The sequence below is a fragment of the Neobacillus niacini genome (genome assembly GCF_031457145.1).
Classification (GTDB): domain Bacteria; phylum Bacillota; class Bacilli; order Bacillales; family Cytobacillaceae; genus Neobacillus; species Neobacillus niacini_J.
Genome location: NZ_JAVDVZ010000011.1, coordinates 60,823 through 87,040, shown reverse-complemented (window position 1 = coordinate 87,040; position 26,218 = coordinate 60,823). Strand labels below are relative to the sequence as shown.

Below are 26,218 nucleotides of genomic sequence, written 5' to 3'. Positions count from 1 at the left end.
AACTTCATGGAACAACAGCAGATCATAAACCAACTAATGACTATTATTTCATTAGATTCGCTTTCAGATGATGAATTTAATCAAACAGCCTTACAAATTTTCGCTTATCAATACACCAATAACCTTCCATTTCGGAAGTTCTGTCAGCAAAAAGGAAAAACCATCCGGACGGTTAAATCATGGAAGGACATACCGGCTGTGCCGATTAACGCTTTTAAGGAGGTACCACTATCCTGTACGCCGCCAGAAGAAGCGGAAAGGTATTTTATGACGAGCGGCACTACAAAAGGTGTGAAAGGGAAGAACTATCATCCCACCTTACAAGTATGGAATCTTTCGATGAAATCCTATTTTAAACAGCGTTTTATGAAAGAAACCGAAAAAATTCGGATGGGCATTCTGTTCCCTACGGAAGATGAAATGCCAAACTCTTCATTAGCACGATATTTATCACTTGCTAAACAAAAGTTTGGTACTGAAGAGAGTCACTATCTTCTAGGTGAAAATGGGATTGACCTAGAGAGGCTTATTCAAGAACTGGAGCAGGCAGAACAGTCCGGTGAGCCTTATGCATTATTAGGTGCCTCCTTCAGTTTTGTTCATCTGTTTGAAGAACTAGCAAAAATTGGCCGCAGCTTCCAATTGCCGCCTGGAAGTAAGATTTTGGATACAGGGGGTTTTAAAAATCAGTCAGAAGAATGGGAATTGGATAAATTTTATCAAGAATTATCGAGATTACTAGGTGTTCCAAGAAATGATTGTATCAATATGTATGGAATGACCGAATTAAGTTCACAGCTTTATGATTCTGGAAATGAACGAATTCCATCTGTTAAATCCGGTCCACATTGGCTCCAAACGAGAATTATTCACCCGTTCACAGGTGAAGAAGTGGCCGAAGGGGAACGCGGGGTTATTGTGCATTGTGATCTAGCAAATTTTAATTCTGTCACGACTATTCTGACCGAAGACTTAGGCATGAAGGTGGCTGGGGGTTTTCTTCTCTTAGGCAGGGTACAGGGTACAGAGGCGAAGGGTTGTTCGATTGCCGTTGAAGAATTTATCCAGTCTGCAAAGGGAACAACATTATGAGAGAAAGAGTTGGATACCTTCCCGATATTGGTGAAGAGGTAGTAGAGTCCAAGATTCTTACCTTTACGGAAAAAGGTGAGAGTCTTGAAGTAGAAGCGCCGCTTCTTACTATAAAGCAAATGCAGCAGGTCGCAGAAAAGGTTAAACGAGCAAGCGCTGAAGTGTTAAAAAACATGACGATTGCGGAGATTATTTCAATCATTGACACCACCATTGAAGTCATGCTCAATCGGAATTCAACCTACCGGAAAAAAGCAGAAAGGCTGTTGCCGATTGTTACCGGATACGATGAAGAAATGATTCGACTGGGGCTTACATCCTTTTTAAAAAAGTTTCGAAAACATGAGCTGCAGCGCTTCGTGGTCGAGGACTTAGGAAATCCCTTGCTGCTGGATGATTTTCAACCTCGCATAAAGAGAGGATTTTCTAAAGCAGTTGGACCTGAATTAATTCTCCATGTATGGGCCGGAAATGTTCCAGCACTCCCGTTATGGAGTCTGATTTCTGGATTATTGGTGAAGTCAGGCAACATTGGAAAAGTATCCAGTGCCGAGCCGTTGTTTGCAGGTTGGTTTGCTCAGGTTTTAGTCGAGGTTGCTCCCCACTTAAAAGATTGCCTAGCAGTTGTATGGTGGAAAGGGGGAGATGAGGAACGTGAAAAGGAGATGTTTACGTATCCAGATGTCGTGGTCGGCTATGGAGGTAATCAGTCGTTAGACTCAATGAGCCGTAGAATCCCTGTCACCACTCGTTTTCTGCCATTCGGTCATAAAATCAGTTTCGGGATGATTAGCAAAGCGGCACTAGACTCACGAAAAGCATTAACCACGGCTCATCATGCCGCCTTTGATATTATTCAATTTGACCAACAGGGCTGTTATTCTCCACATATTTTCTATGTTCAGAAAGGGGGAAATGTATCACCCGTCGAGTTTGCCCAGTATCTCGCCCAGGAACTCGAAAGCTATCAAAAGAGATACCCTAGGCGCACCCTTTCCCTAGAAGAAATGACCGCCGCTATCCATTGGCGTAACCAAGAAGAAGTATCATCCTATACAAACACTACTAAACAAGTATTTGGTCATACTGACAATCATTGGACCGTTGTCTATGAAGAAGGTGCACCGTTCTCCCCAACCTGTTCCAATCGTGCAGTGAAGGTGATTGCTTTTGAAAAGATAGAAGATATTATGCCAAGTATTACACCCTATCGAACTTTTTTACAGAGTGTAGGTGTGGCTGCAGCCCCGAAGGAACTTTTTCACTGGGCTGAAAAGTTAGGGAATGTAGGGATAACAAGGGTGACCTCTTTAGGAAAGATGACTTCTCCTGAGTCAGGCTGGCATCATGACGGCCGCTTTAATTTACTAGATCTCGTTCAAATGGTTGATATTGAGCATTCAGCGGAAGAGTACGCAGAAAATTTTGCAGCTTATATCGATTAGGAGGCTTCAAATGGCTTTTTTAAGTTTACAAGATGTGACTTACAGTTATGCAAACAATAATTTGATTGTCGATGCTGTAAGTTTAGAGATAGAAAAAGGAAAGTTTCATAGTTTACTAGGTAAAAGCGGATGTGGAAAAACAACCCTATTAAAACTCGCAGCAGGATTATTAATACCGGAAACGGGATCAATCCAGTTACATGGAGCTGTAATCCAACCTTCAGAAAAGATAGGGTTTGTGTTCCAAGCACCGACACTATTGGATTGGAAAACAGTGATCGATAATGTTCTTCTTCCTGTTTCTCTAAAACGAAAAGTGACAAAAGCGGATGTGGAAAAAGCCGAATCCCTATTAGCCTTAATGGGTCTATCCCATTTAAAAAAGGAATATCCCACAAGGCTCTCTGGCGGGCAGCAAAGTCGAGTTTCTATTGCAAGAGCGCTCATTCAAACTCCATCTATGCTTTATTTGGATGAGCCTTTTTCAGCTCTCGATGCGATTACGAGAGAGGAGCTTCAAGTGGATCTTCTTCGGCTTTGTGAACTCCATCAAATGACTGTGTTATTTGTTACCCATGATATATCCGAAGCTGTTTATTTGTCTGACCGGATTGCGGTAATGGATAAAGGAAGAATCATCTATGATTTGCCAGTCTCGTTACAAAATCGGCACACACCAGAATTTCGATATTCCGGACAGTTTAATAAGCTTTGCTTGGAAATCCGGACTGCCATTAGTGGAGGACTATGATGAAAAGAGTATCGATTTATTCATGGTTATTATTCATCTTGATTCTATTCGTCTGGGAAGTGCTCGCTAAGCAAATGTCCGAACTAGTCCTTCCAGCACCGTCCGTGGTTGTCGAAACCCTTATAGAAGGATTAATGAGTGGTTATTATACCCCGCATATTATCCGGACAAGCCTTGAGATTGTCATCGGACTGTTTCTCGGAAGTTTGTTGGGAATGTTGACTGGAATTTTAATGGGGGAAGTAGAATTTATCCGAAAGCTATTATTTCCGTATGTTATTGCAAGTCAGGCTGTTCCAAAGCTTGCTCTTGCACCACTATTTATACTTTGGTTTGGTTTTGGAATGACATCAAAGGTTGTAATCACAGCATTAATATGTTTTTTCCCGTTAATGGAAAATACAGTGACCGCCATTCAATACACTGATCGTCAAAAAATTGAGCTATTTCGGGTGCTAGGGGCAAACAGGTGGCAAACCCTATTTAAATTAAAAATACCCGCAGGCTTGCCGAGTATCCTCGCCGGCTTCCGTGTAGCAGCTGTTCTAGCGGTGGTAGGTGCCGTTGTCGGTGAATTTATCGGCGGAAGTGAGGGATTAGGCGCCTTGATTATTGCTTCGCAAGGCATGATGGATACTCCCTTGATGTTTTCCGTGCTTATTTTAGTCACGATCATTGGAACGCTTATTTATCAAATCATTTATTTAATTGAACAAAGATTATTCCGATATAAGAATGGGTCCTAAAAAGGAGATTTAACGCAATGAAAATGAAAGCTATGATAACAGGAACTATCATTTTATTATTGGTAATGGTCGGTTGTGGATCAAAAAATACGGAGCAGCAAGCCGCTGCAGAAAAAGAGTTAGATAGAGTAACAGTGGCAAACTGGAGTCAACCGATTTCAGAACAAACGAATCTGCTTGTCGGAGAAGAAAAGGACTTTTTTAAGAAACAGAGTTTAAGTGTTGAGTTGATCCCGGGTGCTGGGGGAGGGGATGCAATTAAGAATATAATTTCAGGTAAGGCCGATATTGCCTTCACAGATCCAGGATCGCTCTATTTCGCCTTAAATCAAGGGGAGAAATTAAAGGTTATTTATAATATTTATCCACAAAACGTATTCAATGTCGTTTCTTTAAAGGAAAGCAATATCACGAAACCAGAGGATTTAATGGGGAAAAAGATTGGCGTGTATAGCCTTTCCAGTGGAACTAGGCAAAATCTTCTTGTTCTGTTAAATCAAGCAGGACTTTCCGAAAAGGACGTTACGATTGTTGAAACAGGTCTATTGAATTTTGCACCGCTCTTGCAAGGGCAGGTCGATGCAACGGCTGCAACCGACACTGGCTTGGTGACCGCAATGGAAAAAGGACTTGTGGATGTAAATGTGCTAGAAGTAAAGGATTATCTCAATGTCCCAAGCGATGTCTTCGTGGTAACGGAAAAAACGTACAACGAGAAAAAGGACATGCTGAAAAAGTTTATTGAAGGCTATCAAACAAGTGCAAATTGGATGATCAACCAGCCAGAGGAAGCGGCTGATTTGGCTGTAAAATACGCCATTGATGGCAAGAATCAAAAGCACAATTTAGAAATTATTAAACTACGAAACGAATCTAGTATTTCGAATGCAACGAGTGAAAGAGGTTTGGGCGCATTAGAAAAAGGTGTGTTACAACAGGGTGCTGACACGTATAAAAAATTAGGGCTAATAGACAAGGATTTGAATATGGCGGACGTGATCGTCGAAGACTTCCTTCCTAAAATGAAATAGGGGGGCTAGCAAATGATGAGGAAATTCGAAAATAAAACAGTACTCGTTACAGGTTCTAGCAGAGGAATCGGTGCCGCCATCGCAAAAGGTTTTGCGAAAGAAGGGGCGACCGTTATTGTGAATTATGTTCAAAATGAACAAGCAGCTGAAAAAACAGTTGCCTCATGTCTTGAGCTTGGTGGTGATGCGTGGGCGATTCAAGCTGATGTAACATCTGAATCTGATGTTAAAAGGATGATGGAGCAAATTGAACTCGAAGTAGGAAAATTAGATGTGGTCGTCAATAATGCCTTTAAACCCTACGTATTTAATCCAGATACACGTAAAATGTTTACACAGTTAAAATGGGCAGACTATCAAGAACAAATCGATGGAGCACTGAAATCTAGCTACTATGTTTGCCAAGAAGCCATTCCTTTGATGAAAAGACAAACCAAGGGCAGCATTATTAATATCGCCACAAACTTAGTGAATCGGCCACTCGTTCCTTATCATGACTATACAACCGCTAAATCAGCGTTAATCGGGTTTAGCCGTAATCTTGCCGTTGAAGTAGGAGCTTTCGGAATCAGGGTCAATTGTGTTGCACCTGGATTGGTGTATCCAACCGATGCAAGCCGTGAAACAAAAGAAGAGGTAAAGGAAATGATCATCGGGCAAACCCCGCTAAGAAGAATCGCAACACCGGCGGATATCGTCGGGCCAGTTCTTTTTTTAGCCTCTGAGTGGAGTCAGTTTATGACCGGACAGACACTAGTTGTCGATGGCGGTCTGGTCATGAGTTAGGGTAGGAGTAAAACCAAAAGTAGCATAATCCGAAAATGCTAGAGAAAGTAAGAGTGTCCGGCACCGCTGGTGGACAAATGTCCATCCATGTTGCCGGACACTTTTTTTATAATAAAAGGCCCCCATTGCTGTTGTCTCAATTACCATTTATCAAGAGAACATTCTTTTCTCATCCTGGCTGGGGCCTTGAAGCAATAAAAATAGGCTTTTGTTTCAGTAGCAATACCCACCTATAATACATATTTTGTTGGGGAAGGTAATGCAGTGTATTTACCTATTTATTAGTTTCTTCTTTGCCCATTTCAAGTAGCTGCAGCCCTTTTTAAATATATAAGGAGGTAATAAAAATGTATGATTTCCAAAGTCAACTTCAGGGGTTAAGTCTTGGTGATTTCCAAACGACCGAGGCAGTTCCTTATGACCCAAGCACGTACTATACTGATCCTACTCGATTTGGTGGTCTTGGCGGTGTTGGTGGTCTTGGCGGTATTGGTGGTCCTGGCGGTATTGGTGGTATTGGTGGTTTTGGCCGATGTTCTAGTTGCTTTAGGTGCTTTAACTGTTTTAACTGCTTCAATTGTTTTCACAATTGTTTTCACAATTGCTTCCACAATTGCTTCCACAATTGCGGCGGACATCGCTGCGGAGGGCACAATTGCGGTGGCGGGGGCCGTTGCGGCGGTTGATCGTTTTCCGTTTATAACGAAAACTCCGGTTTCATATGGAGAGGAGAAGGGCCCCTACAATGATTGTAGGGGCTTTTCTCTACAATAATTAACATAAGGGACAAATTAAGATACATAGGATGATAGTGATAATAAATAAATATGAAAAAAGCTAAGGCTAAGGAGGAGCGAAATGGCGAATATGAACCCTTCTATGCGTCTGAAAGTGAAAAGGGACACGTTTTTTCTCCCTGATCCAGACAGTGGTGTGTTTTTTCGGAACAATGTAAGCTCGTTCCGTATGGAAGGAAGTATGCTTGATCAATGGGTTGAAAAGCTGATCCCAATGTTTAATGGCGAGTACACCTTGGAGTATTTGACAAACGGTTTGCCGGTGGCATACCGAGATAGAGTGTTTGAAATTGCAGAAGCACTATATCGAAATGGGTTTGTTCGAGATGTAAGCCAAGACCGTCCGCATCAATTGAAGGAACAGGTTCTAAAAAAGTATGCTTCACAAATTGAATTTGTGGATAATTTGCTTGATTCGGGTGGGTTCCGTTTTCAGAACTATCGTCAAGCGAAAGTGTTAGCAGTAGGCTCTGGCCCTTTTTTTGTTTCGTTGGTTGCGTCGTTACTTGATTCCGGATTGCCCAAGTTCCAAATGCTGATTACTGACAGTGATCAGACCAATAGACAGCGCTTGATGGAACTCGTGGCACATGCCCGTAAAACAGACGCGGAAGTGGAGATAGAGGAGGTCACACTTAACAAGCAGGGGGAAAGTTCCTGGGAGGAAATAGTGAAACCGTTTGATTATATTTTATATGTGTCAGAAATGGGTGATGTAGAGGAACTCCAACTTCTACATAGGGTTAGCAGGGAAGAGAAGAAAGTGTTTCTCCCTGCTATCTGTTTAGAGCAGGCGGGTTTAGCGGGTCCGGTAGTGTATCCAGAGTCTGAGGGGGATTGGGAATCAGCATGGCGCCGTATTCACCAAGGGGCTCTCTTCAAAGAACAGAAATTTTCAACTTCCTCTGCTACACCCGGAGCCATGTTGGCGAATGTAATTGTATTTGAGTTGTTTAAAGACGTTACGGGTGTGTCCGAAAAGGAACAGAAGAATCGATTTTTTCTTCTAGATTTGGAAACGTTAGAAGGAAACTGGCATTCGTTCATGCCTCATCCACTGGTGACAGGACAAACATCATCTAGATTGGTTGAAGATTTAGATATTCGACTAGCAACAGGTTCGGAAAGAGGTGATCCGGGTAAATTACTTCTTGCCTTCAACGAGTTGACCTCAAAGGAAACCGGAATTTTCCATATATGGGAGGAGGGTGATTTAAGGCAACTGCCGTTAGCTCAGTGCCGAGTTCAAGCAGTCAACCCATTGGTAGAGGGGCCAGCTGAACTGTTGGATGATATTGTTTGTACAGGACTGACACATGAGGAGGCAAGAAGGGAAGCGGGGTTGTCCGGAATTGAAGCGTATGTATCACAAATAGTCGGGTTGCTCGATCTACCACCAGAAGTGGAGGTGGGAGCAGGTGAATCATTCGCGGAAAGTGTTTGCCGAGGATTGCAAAAATGTTTGGACGAGGAGTTGGTCATACAAAGTCTTAATCAGGAGTATTCAGTCCTCCCAGTGCAGTTAAGTACGGTAGAAGATGAACGCTGTCGTTTTTATTTGCAGGCACTGACGACATTAAGGGGAGCCCCGGCTATTGGGATCGGTGAGGAAGTGTCTGGATTCCCGGTTGTGTGGATTGGTACAAATGACGGATGGTATGGCAGTGTCGATTTGAATATAACAATGGCATTACGAAATTCGCTCCAACAGGCAATTTTCAATGTGCAAAATGAAGAGGAATTCGTTATGGTACGATCATTGGCGGTTTCGTCCATGATTTTGGATGAAAAAGTGCCGCTCAGCATTGAAATTCCTGCGTGTGAAGAGAGAATAGAGTCCGAGAACTTGCTGACTGCTATGGAGATCTTGGAACGGAATGGGCATCAGCTCTTGGTGTTTGAACTAGGTCTTGAACCTTTTTTGCAAGAGGAATTGGCAGGGGTCTTTGGGGTATTGGTTCAAGAGGAGGGGTTAATGTGAGTGCTGTCATGTTGGTTGTAGGAGAAGGGCTGCTGGCAGACCGCATGTGTGAAGAACTGTCATCCCAATACATGGTTTTTCGCCAAAGCAATTTCGGGGCAATCGTACCGGGAAGGGTTGATTTGGCATTGGTTTTACATGATGCCTGGAATCCTATTGTTCATCAAAAAGCAGAAGAGATGTTTCGACAAACCAACACTCCTTGGCTTCGTGGCTTTGTTACTTTTGGAGAGGGGGTAGTCGGTCCTTTTGTTCAGCCGGGTACACCAGGATGCTCTCAATGTGCTGAAATGCGGCGTATTATATCAGCACGCGACCGCAGAGAATTGTGGAAAATACAAAAGAGGTTGGAGTTATCTGGAGGAATGCAGCAGGAAGCTTGGGCATCGCGCTCAGGAATATTACAGATGGCCCACTTAATCGGGGCTGAGGTACAAAGAATTATGAATGGTGATGATTCTTATTCTGAAAGAAAGGTTTGTTTCATCAATCTGAAAACATTAAAGAGTTCTTGGCATAGGTTTCTGCCCGTCCCCTTGTGTCAGGTTTGTAGTCAATTACCTGACGATTCACCAGCCATGGCTCGAATTTCACTTCAGCAAAGTCCGAAGTTTACCAGCGACAGTTATCGCAGCCGTTCATTAGATGACCTGAATAACGTTCTTGTTAAAGACTATCTCGATAATCGAACTGGTCTTTTAAATGATAAAATGGTTAACCTCGTGCATACATTTGCTGATGTAAGTGTCAATTTACCCTTGTTCGAAGGGGACGAGGGCACAGCAGGCAGGACGAACTCTTACGCGGTAAGTGAGTTAACGGCTATTTTGGAAGGCTTGGAGCGGTACTGTGGACTTGAACCTCGTGGAAAAAAGACAGTGGTCCATGACAGTTATAACCATTTGAAAAATCAGGCCCTCAATCCGATTGAGGTTGGTGTACACGCCAAAGAACAGTATGAGAGACCAGGTTTTCCATTTACAGAATTTGATCCAGATTTTCCGATTGATTGGGTATGGGGATATTCGTTTTTGCAGGAGCGTCCGATCCTGGTTCCAGAGCTGCTTGCCTATTACAGTTTGGGAGGCAGGTCACAAGGATTTGTCTACGAAACTTCCAACGGATGTGCATTGGGGGGAAGTCTAGAAGAGGCCATTTTCTACGGTATTTTGGAAGTGGTGGAACGTGATTCGTTCCTAATGACATGGTACTCACAGATGTCCCTCCCGCGTATGGATCCAGCCTCCATTGAAGACCAAGAGCTTCAGCTAATGATTGAACGGATGCGTGCGGTCGGGGGATATGATTTATATTTGTATAACTCAACGATGGAGCACGGAATTCCAAGTATTATGGCCATCGCTAAAAACAGAAAGCAAAAAGGAATGAATCTCATCTGTGCGGCCGGATCTCATTTGGACCCGGTACGGGCAGTGAAAACGGCGGTTCACGAGTTAGCTGGCATGATGCTGTCATTGGATGAGAAATTGGAGGCAAATGAGGAAGAGTATATACAAATGTTAGATGATTCTTCATTGGTACAACAAATGGATGATCATGGCATGCTTTACGGTTTGCCGCAAGCGGAAGAGCGTCTTCAGTTTTTGCTAGAGGATAATCGTCCATTACGATCTTTTGAAGAGGAATTCAAGTGGGGGTCTGAACATTTAGATCTTACCGAAGATCTTCAGGATATTCTTCAAGAGTTTCGCCGATTAAATCTCGATGTGATTGTGGTTGACCAGACGACACCTGAAACACTCCGAAACGGACTGTATTGTGTAAAAGTGCTGATTCCAGGGATGCTGCCGATGACATTCGGACATCACCTTACTCGTGTAACAGGGTTGGAGAGGGTGTACAGAATACCTATGGAACTTGGATATTCAAATGAACCGCTGACAGCCGAACAGCTCAATCCACATCCGCATCCGTTTCCATAAGCGCATCACTAGGAGTGATAGAGAATGATTCTTGATGAGTTTCTGCACAATTTACACTTTGACATTGAAAAGGCAAGTATACCCAATTGGGAAGTGGATTGGGAAGATAAACCGCTTCCCTATAAACTATACCGCGGGTTGCCTGTGGTTCCATTGTCTCTAGAAGTACCACTGACACTTGAAGGACAGAAACAACCCGCAGCACCTGACCTATCTAAAATGGGTCATTTTCTTTGGTATGTTTACGGCCTTACTCAATTTAGCCAATCGGTCTATAGCTTGGATTCTTCAGAGAAAACAACAGAACTAATGCAATCAAAAAGAAGGTTTGCTCCTTCAGGCGGAGCGCTGTATCCAAATGAATTATACGTTTATTTGAAAATCGAGGATTTGCCGGTTGGAGTGTACCATTATGATGTGGCACACCACCGCTTAGTATTACTGCGAGAAGGAAATTTCGATTCCTATATTACTAGAGCTCTTGGTAATCGTTGTGACGTTTCAGCATGTTTTGGGACGGTTATTGTATCAACCATGTTTTGGAAAAATTTTTTCAAATACAATAACTTTGCCTACCGACTGCAGGGGTTGGATGCGGGCGTCTTGATTGGACAATTATTGGAAGTATCGAAACGGTTTGGATTCGAATCTGGGGTATACTTTCAATTTCTTGATCGAGCCATGAATCATTTGCTCGGATTATCTGAACGTGAGGAGAGCGTATATGCAGTCATCCCGCTATCGGTGGAACCAACCATTTGGTCAGCCAACGGGAGTGAAAAGGACAGAATGGTATCTGCAGCACAGTTGTGCCGAGAATTGATATCGATTGAGCCGGATCACTACGCTCGGTCACAAAGGGTTAAAGAGTATCCGATGTTAACCAAGTTAAATGAAGTGTCCATGCTGGATGATACAACCTCTTTTTCGATGATCGGAGCGAAGGAGAATGTGAATTGTGGTGGTAGTATGGTAGCTCTGCCTCAGGCGAAGAGGCTATCATATGATCTGGGGTCTGCTTGCCGAAAGCGATTTTCTCCAGATATGGATTTCATTATGGGAAAGATAAGTCAACTCGAATTGGCAAATCTGCTGCACGAGGCGACGGATTCCTTTTCGTATCGAAATGATTTAGAGGCAGTCCATCAGAAACACGAGCCGCGTGTCTCACTCAATTTCTGTTTGTATAATGTTGAAGGAATTCCTAATGGTGCGTATCAATATGACAGTATTACTCATGCATTACATCAGGTCCATCTTGGAGATCAAAGACTCCTGCTACAATCGGGTATGTCGTTATATAATGTAAATTTGCTTCAAGTACCACTTTGCTTTCATGTCACAGGGGTAAAGGATTACTATAAAAATACACTCGGTTACAGGGGATATCGCATTCAACAAATGGAGGCAGGAATGCTCGTGCAACGATTGCTCTTATCGGCAGCAGCAATTGGAATGGGGGGCCACCCGCTCCTCGGATATGATTCCAACCTGAGTGATAAAATTTACGAGTTGGACTCACAAGAAAAAACCAGCTTAATCCAAATTCCAATCGGTCCCTATCGACATCGTCCTTGGTTAATGGGTGGTTTGTATAATTGATAGCTTTACTTATTAATAGCCATGTAAGAAATATCCTGAATGAATATAACAAAAGACTCAGCAAAATAAAGATTTACTTTGTTAAGCAGCTTGGAACTCTAAAAATTGGAAAATAACAGTGGTCCCCCCGGAGATATCCTGAGAAAGGGGGCTACTGTTATTTTATTTCTTATCAGAGTTAGTTATTGTTAATAGAGTCAAAACCTTTTTTATCCCTGGATTATAGATAGATTGTTCATAAACTGTCTCATTTTCCCTGGCATCATTGAACCAGCAAGAAGCTGGTACTACACCTTCTCTAATCTCTTCCTTTTCATTTGGGTTCGTAAAAAAGCTCGCTGCTTTACTTCTATTGTCAACTCTCTCAAATGAAACTAGACTACGTCTCCCTTGAAATCTTTTTATTATTTTAGAATTTTCCGATTGGACAACCGCATATTTTTCATCTGCAAAATCCACTAATCTGTTTACTAGCAGGAATAGTGACACATTATATTTATTATCAGCAAGTTCTTTTAATTTTTCAATTGTAGCATTTTTATCAATAAAATCAGTAGTTAGTTCTTCGGGAGGTAAAAGAATGTTGAAAGCAAACTGATTTGCTTCCATGGTTTCCACTTCTTCCGTTAATAGGGTGGAGTGGCCGAATACCATTTCGTTTGGATTCTTTTTCTTAACCTCTTCATGTTCGAATTTTCTAGCAATATAGCTTGACTTTAAGTGCCATGGCAGAACGTAATGTCCTATTAATGCTGCTAACGTAAATTTTTTTCTAGTCTCAAATCGCTTTTTATTGTCCAAAAGGATAATGGGGTGATCCACTTGAATCAGGATACCCTCGCCATCATCTAAATCATCTTCAAACACCTTTATTCCTACTTCTTTTGCCAAACCATAGACATCGATAGGTAAACGACGCCCTATTTTTTCTTCAAGATAATAATTAGCATATTCTGAAGGAGTTTCAAAAAGAGTATCCATTTTTACATTCCTGCCAGTTGCTAGAAACATAGCATACTCAACTAATTTTTCCTTATCTTGTTCCTTCAATGAATTCACGATTCGAAGGATTACCCTGTCATTTTGTTTAAGGGGCTCTTGTGTTTGATCTTTAATTAATCCAGAAACTAAATATTCAGTAGAAACCTTCAAGGCAAAAGATAATTTTCTTAAAGCTTCATAGGAAGGACGCCTTGCCCCAGACTCATATTGGCTTATTGCTGGCGGTTTAAGACCAACTTGATTTGCCAAGTCTGCCTGTGACATATTTAGTTCCTTTCTTCTATTTTTTATTCGTTCATTTATCGAGTTGGGCATTTTCGAGAACCCTTCCTTAACAGTTGTTATGTTAATAATAACACATAGAAATAATCATTGACAATGTTCCTTAACATGGGTTATGGTAGTTAACAGATAGTTATTTTACTTTTCACACTTAGGCAACTAGATAATCCACACTATTGAGGAGGAATAAAGATGTATTTTAAAAATTATGAAAATAGCCTGCGTAACCTGCCATTAAAAGATGTATATGGAAAAGAGGATTTTTTAAGAGAAGAGTTTCTCTATGCAAAGGATGGAAAAGTACAAGTTTACTGGGCTCCATTTGAATACATTAACAAAGAAGCGAAAGTCATCATTCTTGGGATTACTCCTGGTTGGACGCAAATGGAACTTGCCTTTAATTACGTCCGTCATCATATTGATGAAGAAGATTATGAACAGCTTATTTCCAATGCTAAAAATTATGCTAGTTTTGGCGGGACGACCATGCGAAAAAACCTCATTGATATGCTCGATGGCATAGAACTGAATAAATATTTGAATATTTCTAGCTGTGAACAGCTTTTTAATGAAAAACATTCTTTACTACATACATCATCTGTCCTGAGATACCCAGTGTTTATTGATGGGGAAAATTATAGCGGCAGCAGTCCAAAGATTTATAGCCAAGAAATCTTCTTGAACATGATCGATGAGTTATTAGTTCCTGAACTAAATCAGGTAAAAAATGCTGTTATTATTCCTACCGGTAAAGTAGTCTCCGATGTACTTAAATATCTGGTAGACAAGGGGAAAATTGAACATAAAACCATTCTCTTCAATTTCCCGCATCCATCTGGAGCGAACGGTCATCGCAAAGAGCAATATGAAAATAATAAAAATATTTTTAAAGAGCAGTTAGGTACAGCTTCAGTAACTAGGCAATTTGAGGGCGTAATTAACCAGTTGAGACCCTCAGAAGACCAAATGTCTGAACTTATTAATCATTTAAAAATAATTGGTGAAGAATTGAAAAGAGGCAATGACCTAAAGGAAAGGGAATCGTATTTTGAAAAACGATTATCACGTCTTGCAGACGAAATTGAACCATATGATCACAAAATCGCTTTGGTCATTGAACACCTATTGAGATAAAGACAAAAAGGGAGAGGGAGTGCACATGGAATTGGAACTGAAAAATATTTACAAGAAAAGCTTATTTGTTGAATTAATGAAACTTGGCAATGATTTTCACCACAGCATGAGAAATAAGTACAACCCCAAATATCAAGTGTACGTGATGGTGGATACTCCGAAGTTAAGGAAAGATATGGTGATGTTATCAGGTCAAACCTACATTGAAGAGTACTATGGGGAAAAATAAAATCGGAATCATTATCATTTTTGCCACTTTAGTGTTGGCGATTGGACTATCTGTTTTTACCAATTTCGTAGGTACAGAGAATGCGAATAAGCCGAACGAAAAAAGGGAAGAAATGGACGTTGTTGAAACATTGACCGCTGCCATTGATCAAGTTGTAAAGAAGGAAATTGATGTTGACAAAGAATTTCCCTTAGATATGACGGAAGATGATATTCAAAACGCAATCCATCATATGAGTCATGCTAAGGTATATGCAGTCGAGAAATGGAGTCACTTAGAACCAACTCAAAAAAGGATCGATAAATTACTTTATGTGGTCGAACGAAATCAAACCGTTTTAGATTATGGTGATTTATACATACGCATCCTAGAAAAATGGCAAGCTGGTAATTTTAGCAATGCTGTTACAGACCATAATAGTATTTGGGATCTTCAAGGAGGAACAATAGGGGAGGCAACCAGGTTGCTTACGGAAGATGAACAAGCTGCTTATAAACAAAAACACTTTTAAGTGTTTTGGAACTGAATAATCTGTGAGGCCAATCCAAAGTGTCCCGCACCGATGTAGATGAATGTTCATCCAAGGTGCAGGACGTTTTTTTATGCATAGGGATTATTCCCCAATACGTCATTGACTAAATAGGTATCTAGATTTGTTTTTATTATGTGTTTAAAAAATTTGGGTATTATAGCTTTATAGTTTTAATTTATATTTGTAATATAGAAGAGTATAGGGGAAATTCAAATAATAGAACACATATATTGTCAGTTAAAGGGAAGTGTTAGCTTAATGCTTTACATCAGGAATATTGAGAAAATCATTGAAGAAACTTTAAATCAGCACAAATTAGATATTAACTATGAAATTAACAATAAACTCACTGTACCTATGAGTTATAACGTTTCTACTAATACGATAAAATTTAATTATCTTCAAGTTAACGGTTATATTAATAAAATTAGAATTAAAGAGACAGATGAAAACTTTGTTAAAATTATTCTTTATCATGTGATTGGATATTATTTAGATTTTAAGAAAAACAAACATGATTTGAGGACCTTAAAGTATGGTGAAGACTACGAAATAGCAAAGCTTAAAATGGAAATAGAAACGAATGCTTGGGTGTACGGAAGAACATTGGTGCCTGAACGATTGTTACAGTCATATGATCAAGTACGTGAATTAGATAAAGACCTGGTACATGGTCAACTAACAAATATATAATAATCATTTTACTCCGTGATGAATACTTTATCTAAAGTGATAGAAAGAACCTAACTTTTTAAAATTTATGTCACTTAACATGAGGTGTAAATATTTGAAGGCAGATGCTGTTTTTGAAGGCGGAGGAGCTCGGGGTATTGCTTTTGTCGGAGCGATTCAAGCAATGGAAGAGGAAAAGGTCGAATGGCAAAGAATAGCTGGAACATCAGCGGGAGCCGTAATTGCTGCACTTTTGGCTAGTGGCTATAAGAGTTATGAAATTAGAAAACATCTGAGCGAACTCGATTTTTCAAAGCTTCGGGGCAGGACTTTTATTAATCGAATTCCCATTTTCGGAAGTTTACTAGAACTAATAATTCATCTTGGAATATATAAAAATGATTATTTGGAAACATGGGTGGATTCACTTCTTTCCGAAAAAGGGATTAAGACATTTGCAGATCTTCCAGATGGAAAGTTGAAGATTATTGCATCGGATGTTTCGAATGGGCAAATGCTTATTTTGCCAGATGACTTAAGTCGCTATGGGATGACTCCTGCTGATTTAAAAGTTTCAACCGCCGTGATGATGAGTACTTCAATACCATTCTTCTACCGTCCGGTTATTTGGAAATCAAAAGATCGTAACAAATCCTATATTTTAGATGGCGCTTTACTTAGTAACTTCCCAATTTGGATTTTTGATAAGGACCACCCACGGTTTCCAACGTTTGGCTTCCGTTTCGTGAAAGAGAAAGTGAAAATAAATGCCGTTATACCTACACCGCTTCACCTTTTCAAAAATATTTTTAAAACAATGCTTCAAGCTCATGATTTACGACATTTGAAAGAAGAAACATTTGAACGCACGATTCAAATTCCGACTGGGGACATAAACGTAACTGATTTTGAACTGAATAAGGATGAAATTGATTTTCTCTATCGATCAGGCTATACTTCAACAAAAGAATTTTTATCGAAGTGGGATTTTGAACAATATAAGGCTAAAAGAATAAAAAGAGTAAAGAACAAATAGTAGATAGAAACGTAGAGGTGGGAGGCTAAAATTCCTCGAGCCAGTAGTGCTTCGGGGAATTTTTCTTGTAAAATGGTATAATTTTTATTAAGTCTAAAGCTCCTATTCTTTCGATATTATTAATTTATAGATAGATTGTTATCGTAATTACCCCACGCAAATGGGGTTTTTCTTTATGATTTTCGCTATCTTGTATCTTATATCAAATTAGCTTGTAACAGCCAATCTGGCAGTTTCGTTCAAAACACGAACATTATGAGTTATATTTTTTATATTTTCCACTAAACACGAATGATAACGTGTTTATATAAAATATTATTCATATTTTGTTGAATAACTCCGATTACCTTGTTATACTGACCATAGTAACTAATAATAAAACTTCCACCAGTTAACTGTTTGAAATTATTCTGCTAAGCTAGCAATTATTTTATTGTAATATATCTTAATATTCACTATAATTCTATTTATTAGAATTTATTGTCTAATTGGGGATGTGGGGGATTATTATTAGAGCAACTCAGGGCATAGCGCAAATATAAATACCTATGGAACGGCGCAAAATTATCTTATACAAGTGGGGGAAGCATTATGAAAAATCTACTGAAAAAGTGGAATCAAATCAGTATCGTAAGACAAATTGCTATTGGTTTAATTATTGGTATCATCCTGGCTGTAACGGTTCCACAAGTTGCAAAGCCTATTGTCATTTTAGGCTCATTATTTGTAGGTGCTTTAAAAGGAATAGCACCCATTTTGGTACTCTTCTTGGTTATGTCGGCCATCGCTCAACACAAAAAAGGTCAACAAACAAATATGAAATCTATTATTTCACTGTATCTACTAGGAACATTTTTAGCTGGATTAATTGCGGTTATTGTAAGTTTCATATTTCCGGTAGGTATCACTCTTACAAAGGGTGCTGAAGATTTGGCTGCTCCTGGCGGTGTGGTAGAGGTTCTTAAAACACTACTATTGAGCGTTGTCGATAATCCAGTGAAAGCCATTTATAATGCGAATTATATTGGTATTCTTGCTTGGGCGATTGTCTTAGGTTTGGCTTTAAAAAATGCCCCAGATACAACAAAAACCATGATTTCTAATTTTTCTGATGCCGTTTCCAAAATGGTTACATGGGTCATTAAGTTTGCGCCATTAGGAATAATGGGTCTTGTCATTGAGTCGATTACAACAAATGGACTTGAGTCTCTGTTAAGTTATGGAAAATTACTAGTCATTTTGATTGGCTGTATGCTCTTTGTAGCTTTTGTTGTCAATCCACTCATTGTATTCGTGAACGTACGTCAAAACCCATACCCGCTCGTATTCAAATGTATTAAGGAAAGTGCGGTTACCGCATTTTTTACTCGTAGCTCTGCTGCAAACATACCAGTAAACTTAAAATTATGTGAAAAACTAGGTTTAGATAAGGATACTTATTCGGTGTCGATTCCACTTGGTGCAACGGTCAATATGGCAGGTGCGGCGGTAACGATTTCTGTATTAACACTTGCAGCGGTTCATACACTTGATATTCAAGTCGACATCCCTACAGCGATTATCCTTAGTGTAGTATCAGCAATCTGTGCCTGCGGTGCTTCAGGAGTTGCAGGAGGCTCACTATTATTGATTCCGGTAGCATGTAGCTTATTCGGAATTCCAAATGATGTTGCTATGCAGGTAGTCGGAGTTGGCTTTATCATTGGTGTTTTACAAGATTCAGTTGAAACAGCTCTTAACTCTTCAACAGACGTTCTTTTCACTGCAACAGCTGAATATAAGAAGAGAATCAAAGAAGGAAAAAGTGTTAACATTAATAAAGTAGCTTAATTATGATCATCCCCTTTGTGGCTCACAAAGGGGATTTATTATGCCAAAATTTAACTTAAATATCATAAAGTTGTCACTATCTTCACGCCGCTCTTAAATTTACAGACGTATAATTATAGTGAAGATATGTTTTATATATGGAGAGGATGATAATGATGTTAACAGATTATTCAAGAATCGTTGTAGCATATGATCATTCAGACTTAAGTAAAAAAGCGTTAAAGATGGCAATGAATTTGGCAAAGCAGGATAAACTCATTCAATTGAATGTAGTAACTGTCATGCAGCCTGTAAGACCCTTACCTTACTCCTCATACGGGTATGCATTAGCTTTAAACCGTGAATCTCAAGAAAAGGAATTCCAAGCCATTCGAGATGAGATTACGGAAGAATTAAAGACACTCCCAAATAAATCAAAATTACTATTATTAGAGGGTCTGCCAGGGCAAATGATTGTTGAATTTGTAAAGGAATATGATGCCGACCTTGTTGTGATGGGAAGCAGGGGATTAAGTGGACTGAAGGAATTATTCTTAGGAAGCGTTAGTCATTATGTGGTTCAAAAGGCACCATGTCCAGTTTTCATTGTAAAATAAATCTAACATATGTTAAAAAAGCTTGCAGAAGAAGTCCGTTTGGACCAATCTACAAGCTTTTATTTTTTAAAACGAAAGGGATAAAATCCTCATAGCTGTCAATGTGGAAATCTGCTTCAATGTGGTGATTTTGAAAGGCGACCGTTTTAATCTTTAACATTCTTGCAGGTTCTAAATCTAACTCCCGGTCACCTACTACCAAATCAATATGGTACTTTTTCAAAACATATTCATAAGAAGCAGTATGAGGCTTTCTCTCGAATCCTTGTTCTTCAACCGAAACAATTTCATTAAAATATTTTCTTAAATCATATTTATCAAGCAGGTAGATAGAAGATTCCATATCTCGGTGAGTAACGATGATATTGTTTTCAACGGCTTCTAAAACCTCTTTTAAATGCTTAAAAGGCTTACTGTATAATATGGAGTAATGTTTATCTAACCGTTTATATTCTGCTCTGTTCGTTTCATCAATTTCATAATGCTTAAAGGCTGTCTTCGAATCAATCTTTAACCATTTTAATACTTCTTCACGATCGAGATCCCGCTGACTTAACTTCACAAATCCTTCGACCAATGCTGGATATGTATCAAAAAGAGTACCATCAAAATCCCACAATATGTTCATATTAATCCCTCAAATCTATGTAAATTCTCTAAAGATAATACTTTATCACGAAGATGAGGATAATACCATATAGACACTAAAACGTTTGTGTAGTTTTCGAATGTATTTTCTTGTTAATTATTTCTGATATTAGAATATAGGATATAAAGTTATTATTTGTTCATTTTCAGAAAGAAGTGATTTAGGATGGGAGAAAGAAAAAAGAGTGAAGCTTCATCGATTTTGAAACAGGCATTAGCGGTTAACAGGAAGCCTTTTCCATGGTTAAAAGCTTTTTCTGCTGGATTAGCTGCAAGTTTACCCGTTATAATCGGCTTGCTCTTTGGTCATTTAGAATATGGATTAATTGCGGGATTGGGTGGATTCACCTATTTATATGTGTTCAATATTCCCTATGCACAACGTGCTAAAAAGTTATTTTTTGTAGTGCTTGGAATGACATTTGTTACTGTATTAGGTACCATTACAGCTCCTTATCCTCTTGCTGTAGCCATATTAATGGGGGTGATAGGGGCCACAGCTCTTTTTATTTTCGGAGCCTTACGAATTGCAGGACCTACTGCTATCTTTTTTGTTTTGGTCTTTGCGATGACTTCAGGGATGACTGTGGATCCGGAACTTGCTCTCATACGTGCAGGTCTTGTCTTTGTAGGTGGCAGTCTATCATGGGTAATTGCGATGATTGGTTGGTTTTTTAATCCTCATGGTCCAGAGGAAGATGTCATTAATAGAGTCTATTTAGAGTTGGCGGTATTTATAGACTCGGTAGGTACAGGCACCTTTGATGAATCGAGACACAGTATGATGTCTGTTCTCAATGATTCAAATGAAACTCTTACCGTAGGGTTTATTTCATGGTGGGAAACGGATTTATTTAAACGGTTGTATCTATTAAATCAACAGGCTAACACGATATTTACCTATATCCTCAATCATTTTTTGGACACTCGAGAAAAACTGCCTCCGGAATTAGGACAGATGGTTAGAGAACTTGCCCATTCATTTAATCGGAAGGAGACTGACGCTGCTTATAAAAGGATTCTTCAGCCGAGTGAACTGGATGAGGAGGTAAGTCAGTTATTTTCCATGGTTTATGATGCAGATGCACTAATGAATGAACCCGTTACAAAAATTAATCAATCCATACAAATATCCAAATTATCAGCGAAGACAAGATTTGGAGGTGCCTTTGACAAAAACTCCATTGTGTTTATCACAGCTTTACGTTTTGGTTTTATTACCATTATTGCTGCAATCATTGCCTTTGAGCTTGATCTAGCACGTTCTTATTGGGTTCCGTTATCGTGTGTGGCTGTCATGTCGGGGGCTACTATTGTGTCTACACATCACCGCGCCATTCAAAGAGGGATAGGTACAGTCATAGGTATTCTAATTGCTAGCTTGATTCTTGCCTTGGAACCATCCGGATATATCATTGCGATTTTTGTCCTTATTCTGACATTCATTACTGAGCTGTTTATTGTAAAAAATTATGGGCTGGCAGCTTTATTCTTTACACCAAATGCTCTTTTGATGGCTGAAAGTACATCGGAAGGCAGCTTTAGCTTTGCTTATTTTGCGTCAGCCAGAATCATAGATGTAATTATCGGGAGTATGATAGGTCTAATTGGTGTTTGGTTGGTAGGAAGAAAGTCTGCATCCAGTCGTATTCCACATCTAATTACCAAAACGATAAGGTCTCAGGCACAACTGTTATTGGTCCTTTTTTCCGAACTAGGAGATGGCTTTTCTGCTAGTAAAAGTGAAGAGTTAAAAAAAATGCGAATCAATATCATGAATTTAAAAACAATGTATAATACAGCTTCGGGAGAAATTCCCGTTAATAGAGAAGCGTTGGATTATTATTGGACAGTTATTTTTTCCATCGAGCATTTAGGCTTTCTCCTGGAGGATTGTTCAAAAATGGAGAAACGTCCAATCCTATCCGATACAACTCTTTCACAACTGCTTTACGCCTGTGAAATGATGGCCAATGCTGCAAACCAAAAATGTTCACCGTCAATCAAAAATATCCCTGATATAGAGGGATTGCCAAGTGTACAAAGAGAATTGATCCATTTGCAGAAGGCACTTATTTCGAAGATTTAAAGAATTCATCCATTAAGCTTGTAGAACATCTTCAAATGGATGAAATCTACGTTTTTAAGACCGATGAAGACCAAATTCCTTAGGAAAAACAGGGGAAATGGTCTTCATAAAGGTGATGAAGACCAAATCTCTTTAGAAAAAAAGAGAAAATGGTCTTCATAAATGCGATGAAGACCATGTCCCTTTGGAAAAACATATAAAGTGTTCTTCATAAAGCGATGATCCCCAAATTACCACCATTTCCACCACTTTTTTTGACTGGTGGCGGCGATCTGCCTTATTGTTTCTTCAATCATTTTACTTTCTGCGACCAGTTGCTCTGTTCGTTCTACAACTTTTAAAATCTGATTGATTTTCTCTTCTAGATAGGCCTCCCGAATTGCTTTTTCCTTTAAAAGTTTGATTAAATCACCGTTCACTTGCTCTAAATGTTCTATACGTTCTACTAGTTCATCATGGTTACAACCCTGCTCTATAAGCCTGTCATTCGTTTTTTGTTGGGTTGTTATTGTTTTTACATCATTGACCGCTTTTTGTTCCTCAAAATCTCTCGTTAGCACTGCTTCGACTGAACGATCCGCAGTCATACCTTCCTGCTTACTCAATTCGATTAATTTGCGGAGTGTGTTTACATCCTTTTCAACATAGCCCCTATGACCTCTATTGTTGCGGTGAATGTGATACCCATGTCCTTCCAAGAGAGTGGCATACTTCCGTAATGTGCTGCTATCAATTCCCAGCAATTCCTGTACGTTACTAGGGGAATATAGTTCCGTCAAACGGTTACACCTCCGCTATTAAACTTATTTGAAAAATAGATCAAAGGCTATTGTAATTAGCCAGCCAAGAGTAAGAGTAACGGATAAATATGTACCCACATAAACTAATAAATCTACCATGATTCCTCCTATTCTTTTTTTGACTTTAAGTTAAAGCCATTATAACAATTGATTTTTAAAAATTTGTCGAACTAGGCGATAGTAATAGAATTGTAAAAAGAAAGTTAACTCACTTTAATAAAAGAAACAAAAAGGTATTAACTATTACAAACTGTAGGATATTGTACTGTTTTCATCTTCAATTCGTTATGATTTTTTACCCATTTTTTATCCTTAATAATAGGTATCACTTAACTAGACAACAAAATTAATGTTCCGTAGACTAAAAACTATACTATTTTTAAACAACCGCTTCGTTCATGTCTTGTCAAAACAAGAAGGGATGGGGATGTCGGTCCTAATCTATTAAAAGGAATTGATATAACTTCTAATAAATCTGAAGAAGTTCGTAAGCACCACAAATTCGTGTGAAACAACTCATAGAGGAAAACGGGGGAGACTACCATGTTTGAATTTGATACAGGAATGGACCAATTGGCAACCATTAAAGTGATCGGGGTTGGTGGCGGGGGAAACAACGCCGTCAACCGTATGATTGAGGATGGAGTTGGAGGAGTAGAATTTATTGCTGTTAATACAGATGCACAAGCGATCAATCAATCGCGAGCTGCAATCAAGATGCAAATCGGTTCCTCGTTGACCAAGGGTCTGGGCGCAGGTGCCAATCCTGAAATAGGAAGAAAAGCTGTGGAAGAAAGTAAACATCAAATCGAAGACGTGTTAAAAGGGGCAGACATGGTCTTTGTAACAGCCGGAATGGGCGGCGGTACAGGCACAGGGGCAGCACCAGCCATTGCGAGTATTGCCCGGAAGCTTGGTGCACTGACCATTGGGGTAGTAACTCGTCCTTTCAAATTTGAAGGCCATAAGCGTGCTGTCAATGCAGAACGTGGAATATCCGCTATGAGGGAAGCAGTCGATACGTTAATCATTATTCCAAACGATCGCTTATTGGAGATTGTTGATAAAAAAACACCAATGATTGAAGCATTCCGTGAAGCAGATAATGTATTACGTCAGGGTGTTCAAGGGATTTCGGACTTGATTGCGGTTCCAGGGTTAATTAACCTTGATTTTGCCGATGTGAAAACGGTCATGTCACATAAAGGAACTGCCTTAATGGGGATTGGAATTGCTAGTGGCAGTAATCGTGCTGCCGAGGCTGCGGAGAAAGCATTAAATAGTCCGCTACTGGAAACTTCCATTAATGGAGCCCATGGTGTGATTATGAACATAACGGGCGGTAACAATTTGAGTCTTTTTGAAGTCCAGGAAGCAGCAGAAATGGTGGTTTCGTCTTCAAACGAGGAATTAAATATGATATTTGGTTCGGTGATTAACGAAAACCTGCATGATGAAATTATTGTTACCGTCATTGCCACTGGATTCACTGATCAACAGGAGGAAGTCGTACATAAGCAACCACAGCCAGCAATGGAGGAAATCTCCCATACATATCAAAGGGAACAACAAATACACTATATACAGCCCGAGACCGTTCATTATAATGAACCGGTTAATGATTATGGTGACCCGATAAATAATTATGACCAACACCCAGAACAATCAGATGAATCTCTGGAAATACCATCCTTCTTGCGTAATCGAAGAAACCGAATAAATAGATATAAATAATGGCTCTTTTCTAAAATTTTGTTGCTTTATGGAACAAACTTTAATGATTGTACTATGTTTCTGCAGAAAACAGCCTAAATAATAGCAAATGTAATTGAAAGTCCATACTAATCCTGCTGCCAATCCCGGCGGCCTTTTTTTTGAACAAATTTTAACTTTCATTTCTTCAGGTATTATGATTGAAAAAATATCAAGTATTACTATTTTCATGTCTTCACAGTATAATCAGGAATGGGAGATGAGACAAATGAATAAAAAAGATATCGCTAATATCCGAAAGCAATTTAAATTAAATAATCATCTAATGAATTTACGAGAAATCTTCAATGTTTATGTAAAAAAAGAATCAGGTGAGATTTACCATCAGGTCAGTCAACCATTTCAAATGTTAGACCAAGAAACACAAGAATTATTTTTAACGAACTTTAAAAAGGTTTTGACCGGTAATCTTGATGCTAAATTATTTGAGCTCAAGTTTATGCGAGATGTGGAATACAGCACACAAGCCATCCTCTTTGAAGGATTAAAAGAGAAACTTACGGAAGATTGGAAAGAAAACATGCTGCAAGTCGTAGAGAAAATGTTTGCGAATACAGCTTATGAATTTGACACAGTGGTCACGTTTATTCGGGGAGAGTATCGTAAGGTTACCAAGAAACGGGATTTGGAATATGAACAAGGCGGGGACGATGAGGTTTATTCCAACGAATTTGTGTTATGCAGTCTCAATAAAACCGATCAGCCTAAGAAATCTTTGATGTTTGATTATATTGAAAAAGAATTCAAGTCTTATAACGTGGTGGATCCGATTATTAATTTAGAATCTCCATTATCAGGATTTCTGTTCCCTGCGTTTAATGACAATGCTGCGGATGTTAACCGTATCCTTTATTATTCAGGGAAAGTAAATCAGCCGGATATCAACTTTATTGAAGAAGTTCTCAATTGTGAAGATATCATAACTGCCCAGGAAGATAAGGATAGCTTCGATTTGATTTTGAGGGAAGTAATTGGAGACGAAGTGGATTCTAGGGTCATTTCAAATGTTTATGAGGAAATCGATAAAGTCGTTCAGGAAAACATTGAAAATGAAGAAAGTGAAACTCCTATGCTCGATTATCGCGACGTTGAACGCATTTTAACGGTAAGCGGAGTCGAAAATGTTGATACTGCTAAGGTTGAACATGCCTTCAAAAGTGTCGTAGCTGATGAAACCCATGAATTCAAAGCAAACACGTTAGTTCCTAAATCGATAAAAATTAGTACGAAGCTAGCTGATGTAACCATCAATCCAAAAGACTTGAAAAATGTAAAATATATCACGTACGAAGGAAAACGCTGCCTATTATTGGAAGTAGATGAAGAGGTAGTCGTTGAGGGATTTCGCCTGGAGACGAAAACCCTTTAGTGGATTTTGAGGGACAGGTTTCCTGTAATGTAATTTAGTTGGTTCTCTATTA

23 protein-coding genes are annotated in these 26,218 nt (G+C 39.3%); 20 read left to right on the top strand and 3 right to left on the bottom strand.

The genetic code is table 11. From position 1 onward, the window contains the following. Positions 1–6 precede the first annotated feature (6 nt). From J2Y03_RS21480 to J2Y03_RS21435, 10 genes are all read left to right on the top strand, one after another. Positions 7–1,092: a LuxE/PaaK family acyltransferase gene (locus J2Y03_RS21480; RefSeq protein WP_310198072.1), complete on the top strand. Its 1,086-nt coding sequence runs from the start codon at positions 7–9 to the stop codon at positions 1,090–1,092. Further along, positions 1,089–2,537: an acyl-CoA reductase gene (locus J2Y03_RS21475; RefSeq protein ID WP_310198069.1), complete on the top strand. Its 1,449-nt coding sequence runs from the start codon at positions 1,089–1,091 to the stop codon at positions 2,535–2,537. Before J2Y03_RS21480 ends, J2Y03_RS21475 begins: the two co-directional genes overlap by 4 nt. Before the next feature lie 10 nt (positions 2,538–2,547). After that, complete coding sequence (locus tag J2Y03_RS21470) at positions 2,548–3,288, top strand: ABC transporter ATP-binding protein (RefSeq protein WP_310198066.1); 741 nt, start codon at positions 2,548–2,550, stop codon at positions 3,286–3,288. Then, on the top strand, positions 3,288–4,034 hold the full coding sequence (locus J2Y03_RS21465; RefSeq protein ID WP_310198063.1) for an ABC transporter permease: 747 nt from the start codon (positions 3,288–3,290) through the stop codon (positions 4,032–4,034). Before J2Y03_RS21470 ends, J2Y03_RS21465 begins: the two co-directional genes overlap by 1 nt. 17 nt (positions 4,035–4,051) lie before the next feature. Beyond that, a complete protein-coding gene (locus J2Y03_RS21460; RefSeq protein WP_310198060.1) occupies positions 4,052–5,065 on the top strand; it encodes an ABC transporter substrate-binding protein in 1,014 nt (337 codons plus the stop codon). A 12-nt stretch (positions 5,066–5,077) separates the two neighbouring features. After that, positions 5,078–5,851: a 3-oxoacyl-ACP reductase gene (locus J2Y03_RS21455; protein WP_310198057.1), complete on the top strand. Its 774-nt coding sequence runs from the start codon at positions 5,078–5,080 to the stop codon at positions 5,849–5,851. Positions 5,852–6,198: 347 nt separating this feature from the next. Further along, complete coding sequence (locus J2Y03_RS21450; protein ID WP_310198056.1) at positions 6,199–6,537, top strand: heterocycloanthracin/sonorensin family bacteriocin; 339 nt, start codon at positions 6,199–6,201, stop codon at positions 6,535–6,537. 172 nt (positions 6,538–6,709) lie between these two features. After that, positions 6,710–8,629, top strand: a complete 1,920-nt coding sequence (locus J2Y03_RS21445) for a putative thiazole-containing bacteriocin maturation protein (RefSeq protein WP_310198053.1) — start codon at positions 6,710–6,712, stop codon at positions 8,627–8,629. Next, on the top strand, positions 8,626–10,572 hold the full coding sequence (locus J2Y03_RS21440) for a TOMM precursor leader peptide-binding protein (protein ID WP_310198050.1): 1,947 nt from the start codon (positions 8,626–8,628) through the stop codon (positions 10,570–10,572). Before J2Y03_RS21445 ends, J2Y03_RS21440 begins: the two co-directional genes overlap by 4 nt. A 24-nt stretch (positions 10,573–10,596) precedes the next feature. After that, entirely contained in the window at positions 10,597–12,174 is a 1,578-nt protein-coding gene (locus J2Y03_RS21435; protein WP_310198048.1) for a SagB family peptide dehydrogenase, read from the top strand. 162 nt (positions 12,175–12,336) lie between these two features. Here the strand turns inward: J2Y03_RS21435 and J2Y03_RS21430 are convergent, their stop codons facing one another. Beyond that, positions 12,337–13,491: a helix-turn-helix domain-containing protein gene (locus J2Y03_RS21430; RefSeq protein WP_310198026.1), complete on the bottom strand. Its 1,155-nt coding sequence runs from the start codon at positions 13,489–13,491 to the stop codon at positions 12,337–12,339. A gap of 159 nt (positions 13,492–13,650) precedes the next feature. Here J2Y03_RS21430 and J2Y03_RS21425 point away from each other — a divergent pair, with 159 nt between their 5' ends. The 7 genes from J2Y03_RS21425 (at position 13,651) to J2Y03_RS21395 (ending at position 19,487) form a co-directional block, all read left to right on the top strand. Continuing rightward, on the top strand, positions 13,651–14,592 hold the full coding sequence (locus J2Y03_RS21425; RefSeq protein ID WP_310198022.1) for a uracil-DNA glycosylase family protein: 942 nt from the start codon (positions 13,651–13,653) through the stop codon (positions 14,590–14,592). Positions 14,593–14,617: 25 nt separating this feature from the next. Beyond that, a complete protein-coding gene (locus J2Y03_RS21420) occupies positions 14,618–14,821 on the top strand; it encodes a hypothetical protein (RefSeq protein WP_132093560.1) in 204 nt (67 codons plus the stop codon). Further along, complete coding sequence (locus J2Y03_RS21415; protein ID WP_310198019.1) at positions 14,808–15,332, top strand: DUF6241 domain-containing protein; 525 nt, start codon at positions 14,808–14,810, stop codon at positions 15,330–15,332. The genes J2Y03_RS21420 and J2Y03_RS21415 overlap by 14 nt, the downstream gene beginning before the upstream one ends. Positions 15,333–15,611: 279 nt before the next feature. Next, on the top strand, positions 15,612–16,046 hold the full coding sequence (locus J2Y03_RS21410; RefSeq protein ID WP_132093554.1) for a hypothetical protein: 435 nt from the start codon (positions 15,612–15,614) through the stop codon (positions 16,044–16,046). Positions 16,047–16,140: 94 nt separating this feature from the next. Further along, on the top strand, positions 16,141–17,061 hold the full coding sequence (locus J2Y03_RS21405; protein ID WP_310198320.1) for a patatin-like phospholipase family protein: 921 nt from the start codon (positions 16,141–16,143) through the stop codon (positions 17,059–17,061). Between the two features lie 591 nt (positions 17,062–17,652). Beyond that, positions 17,653–18,891 carry a serine/threonine transporter SstT gene (sstT, locus tag J2Y03_RS21400; protein ID WP_310198015.1) on the top strand — a complete coding sequence of 413 codons (1,239 nt, stop codon included), beginning with the start codon at positions 17,653–17,655 and terminating at the stop codon, positions 18,889–18,891. A gap of 152 nt (positions 18,892–19,043) precedes the next feature. Next, positions 19,044–19,487: a universal stress protein gene (locus J2Y03_RS21395; RefSeq protein WP_310198013.1), complete on the top strand. Its 444-nt coding sequence runs from the start codon at positions 19,044–19,046 to the stop codon at positions 19,485–19,487. A 49-nt stretch (positions 19,488–19,536) separates the two neighbouring features. Here the strand turns inward: J2Y03_RS21395 and J2Y03_RS21390 are convergent, their stop codons facing one another. After that, positions 19,537–20,115, bottom strand: coding sequence for an HAD-IA family hydrolase (locus tag J2Y03_RS21390; RefSeq protein WP_310198009.1), 579 nt, complete (start codon positions 20,113–20,115; stop codon positions 19,537–19,539). Positions 20,116–20,301: 186 nt separating this feature from the next. Between J2Y03_RS21390 and J2Y03_RS21385 the strand changes: the two genes are divergently transcribed. After that, positions 20,302–22,224, top strand: a complete 1,923-nt coding sequence (locus J2Y03_RS21385; protein WP_310198007.1) for an FUSC family protein — start codon at positions 20,302–20,304, stop codon at positions 22,222–22,224. Positions 22,225–22,454: 230 nt separating this feature from the next. On the opposite strand, the gene J2Y03_RS21380 is transcribed toward J2Y03_RS21385, so the two are convergent. Then, positions 22,455–23,003 carry a MerR family transcriptional regulator gene (locus J2Y03_RS21380; protein WP_310198004.1) on the bottom strand — a complete coding sequence of 183 codons (549 nt, stop codon included), beginning with the start codon at positions 23,001–23,003 and terminating at the stop codon, positions 22,455–22,457. 564 nt (positions 23,004–23,567) lie between these two features. Here J2Y03_RS21380 and ftsZ point away from each other — a divergent pair. After that, positions 23,568–24,758: a cell division protein FtsZ gene (gene ftsZ, locus J2Y03_RS21375; RefSeq protein ID WP_310197999.1), complete on the top strand. Its 1,191-nt coding sequence runs from the start codon at positions 23,568–23,570 to the stop codon at positions 24,756–24,758. A 247-nt stretch (positions 24,759–25,005) separates the two neighbouring features. Continuing rightward, on the top strand, positions 25,006–26,166 hold the full coding sequence (locus tag J2Y03_RS21370; protein ID WP_310197997.1) for a DUF4317 domain-containing protein: 1,161 nt from the start codon (positions 25,006–25,008) through the stop codon (positions 26,164–26,166). The last annotated feature ends 52 nt before the right edge of the window (positions 26,167–26,218 follow it).

Bases quoted from the DNA above. Each gene is read 5' to 3' on its own strand.
- J2Y03_RS21480 (WP_310198072.1), top strand. From the start codon at position 7: ATGGAACAACAGCAGATCATAAACCAACTAATGACTATTATTTCATTA.
- J2Y03_RS21475 (WP_310198069.1), top strand. From the start codon at position 1,089: ATGAGAGAAAGAGTTGGATACCTTCCCGATATTGGTGAAGAGGTAGTA.
- J2Y03_RS21470 (WP_310198066.1), top strand. From the start codon at position 2,548: ATGGCTTTTTTAAGTTTACAAGATGTGACTTACAGTTATGCAAACAAT.
- J2Y03_RS21465 (WP_310198063.1), top strand. From the start codon at position 3,288: ATGAAAAGAGTATCGATTTATTCATGGTTATTATTCATCTTGATTCTA.
- J2Y03_RS21460 (WP_310198060.1), top strand. From the start codon at position 4,052: ATGAAAATGAAAGCTATGATAACAGGAACTATCATTTTATTATTGGTA.
- J2Y03_RS21455 (WP_310198057.1), top strand. From the start codon at position 5,078: ATGATGAGGAAATTCGAAAATAAAACAGTACTCGTTACAGGTTCTAGC.
- J2Y03_RS21450 (WP_310198056.1), top strand. From the start codon at position 6,199: ATGTATGATTTCCAAAGTCAACTTCAGGGGTTAAGTCTTGGTGATTTC.
- J2Y03_RS21445 (WP_310198053.1), top strand. From the start codon at position 6,710: ATGGCGAATATGAACCCTTCTATGCGTCTGAAAGTGAAAAGGGACACG.
- J2Y03_RS21435 (WP_310198048.1), top strand. From the start codon at position 10,597: ATGATTCTTGATGAGTTTCTGCACAATTTACACTTTGACATTGAAAAG.
- J2Y03_RS21430 (WP_310198026.1), bottom strand. From the start codon at position 13,491: ATGCCCAACTCGATAAATGAACGAATAAAAAATAGAAGAAAGGAACTA.
- J2Y03_RS21425 (WP_310198022.1), top strand. From the start codon at position 13,651: ATGTATTTTAAAAATTATGAAAATAGCCTGCGTAACCTGCCATTAAAA.
- J2Y03_RS21420 (WP_132093560.1), top strand. From the start codon at position 14,618: ATGGAATTGGAACTGAAAAATATTTACAAGAAAAGCTTATTTGTTGAA.
- J2Y03_RS21415 (WP_310198019.1), top strand. From the start codon at position 14,808: ATGGGGAAAAATAAAATCGGAATCATTATCATTTTTGCCACTTTAGTG.
- J2Y03_RS21410 (WP_132093554.1), top strand. From the start codon at position 15,612: ATGCTTTACATCAGGAATATTGAGAAAATCATTGAAGAAACTTTAAAT.
- sstT (WP_310198015.1), top strand. From the start codon at position 17,653: ATGAAAAATCTACTGAAAAAGTGGAATCAAATCAGTATCGTAAGACAA.
- J2Y03_RS21395 (WP_310198013.1), top strand. From the start codon at position 19,044: ATGATGTTAACAGATTATTCAAGAATCGTTGTAGCATATGATCATTCA.
- J2Y03_RS21390 (WP_310198009.1), bottom strand. From the start codon at position 20,115: ATGAACATATTGTGGGATTTTGATGGTACTCTTTTTGATACATATCCA.
- J2Y03_RS21385 (WP_310198007.1), top strand. From the start codon at position 20,302: ATGGGAGAAAGAAAAAAGAGTGAAGCTTCATCGATTTTGAAACAGGCA.
- ftsZ (WP_310197999.1), top strand. From the start codon at position 23,568: ATGTTTGAATTTGATACAGGAATGGACCAATTGGCAACCATTAAAGTG.
- J2Y03_RS21370 (WP_310197997.1), top strand. From the start codon at position 25,006: ATGAATAAAAAAGATATCGCTAATATCCGAAAGCAATTTAAATTAAAT.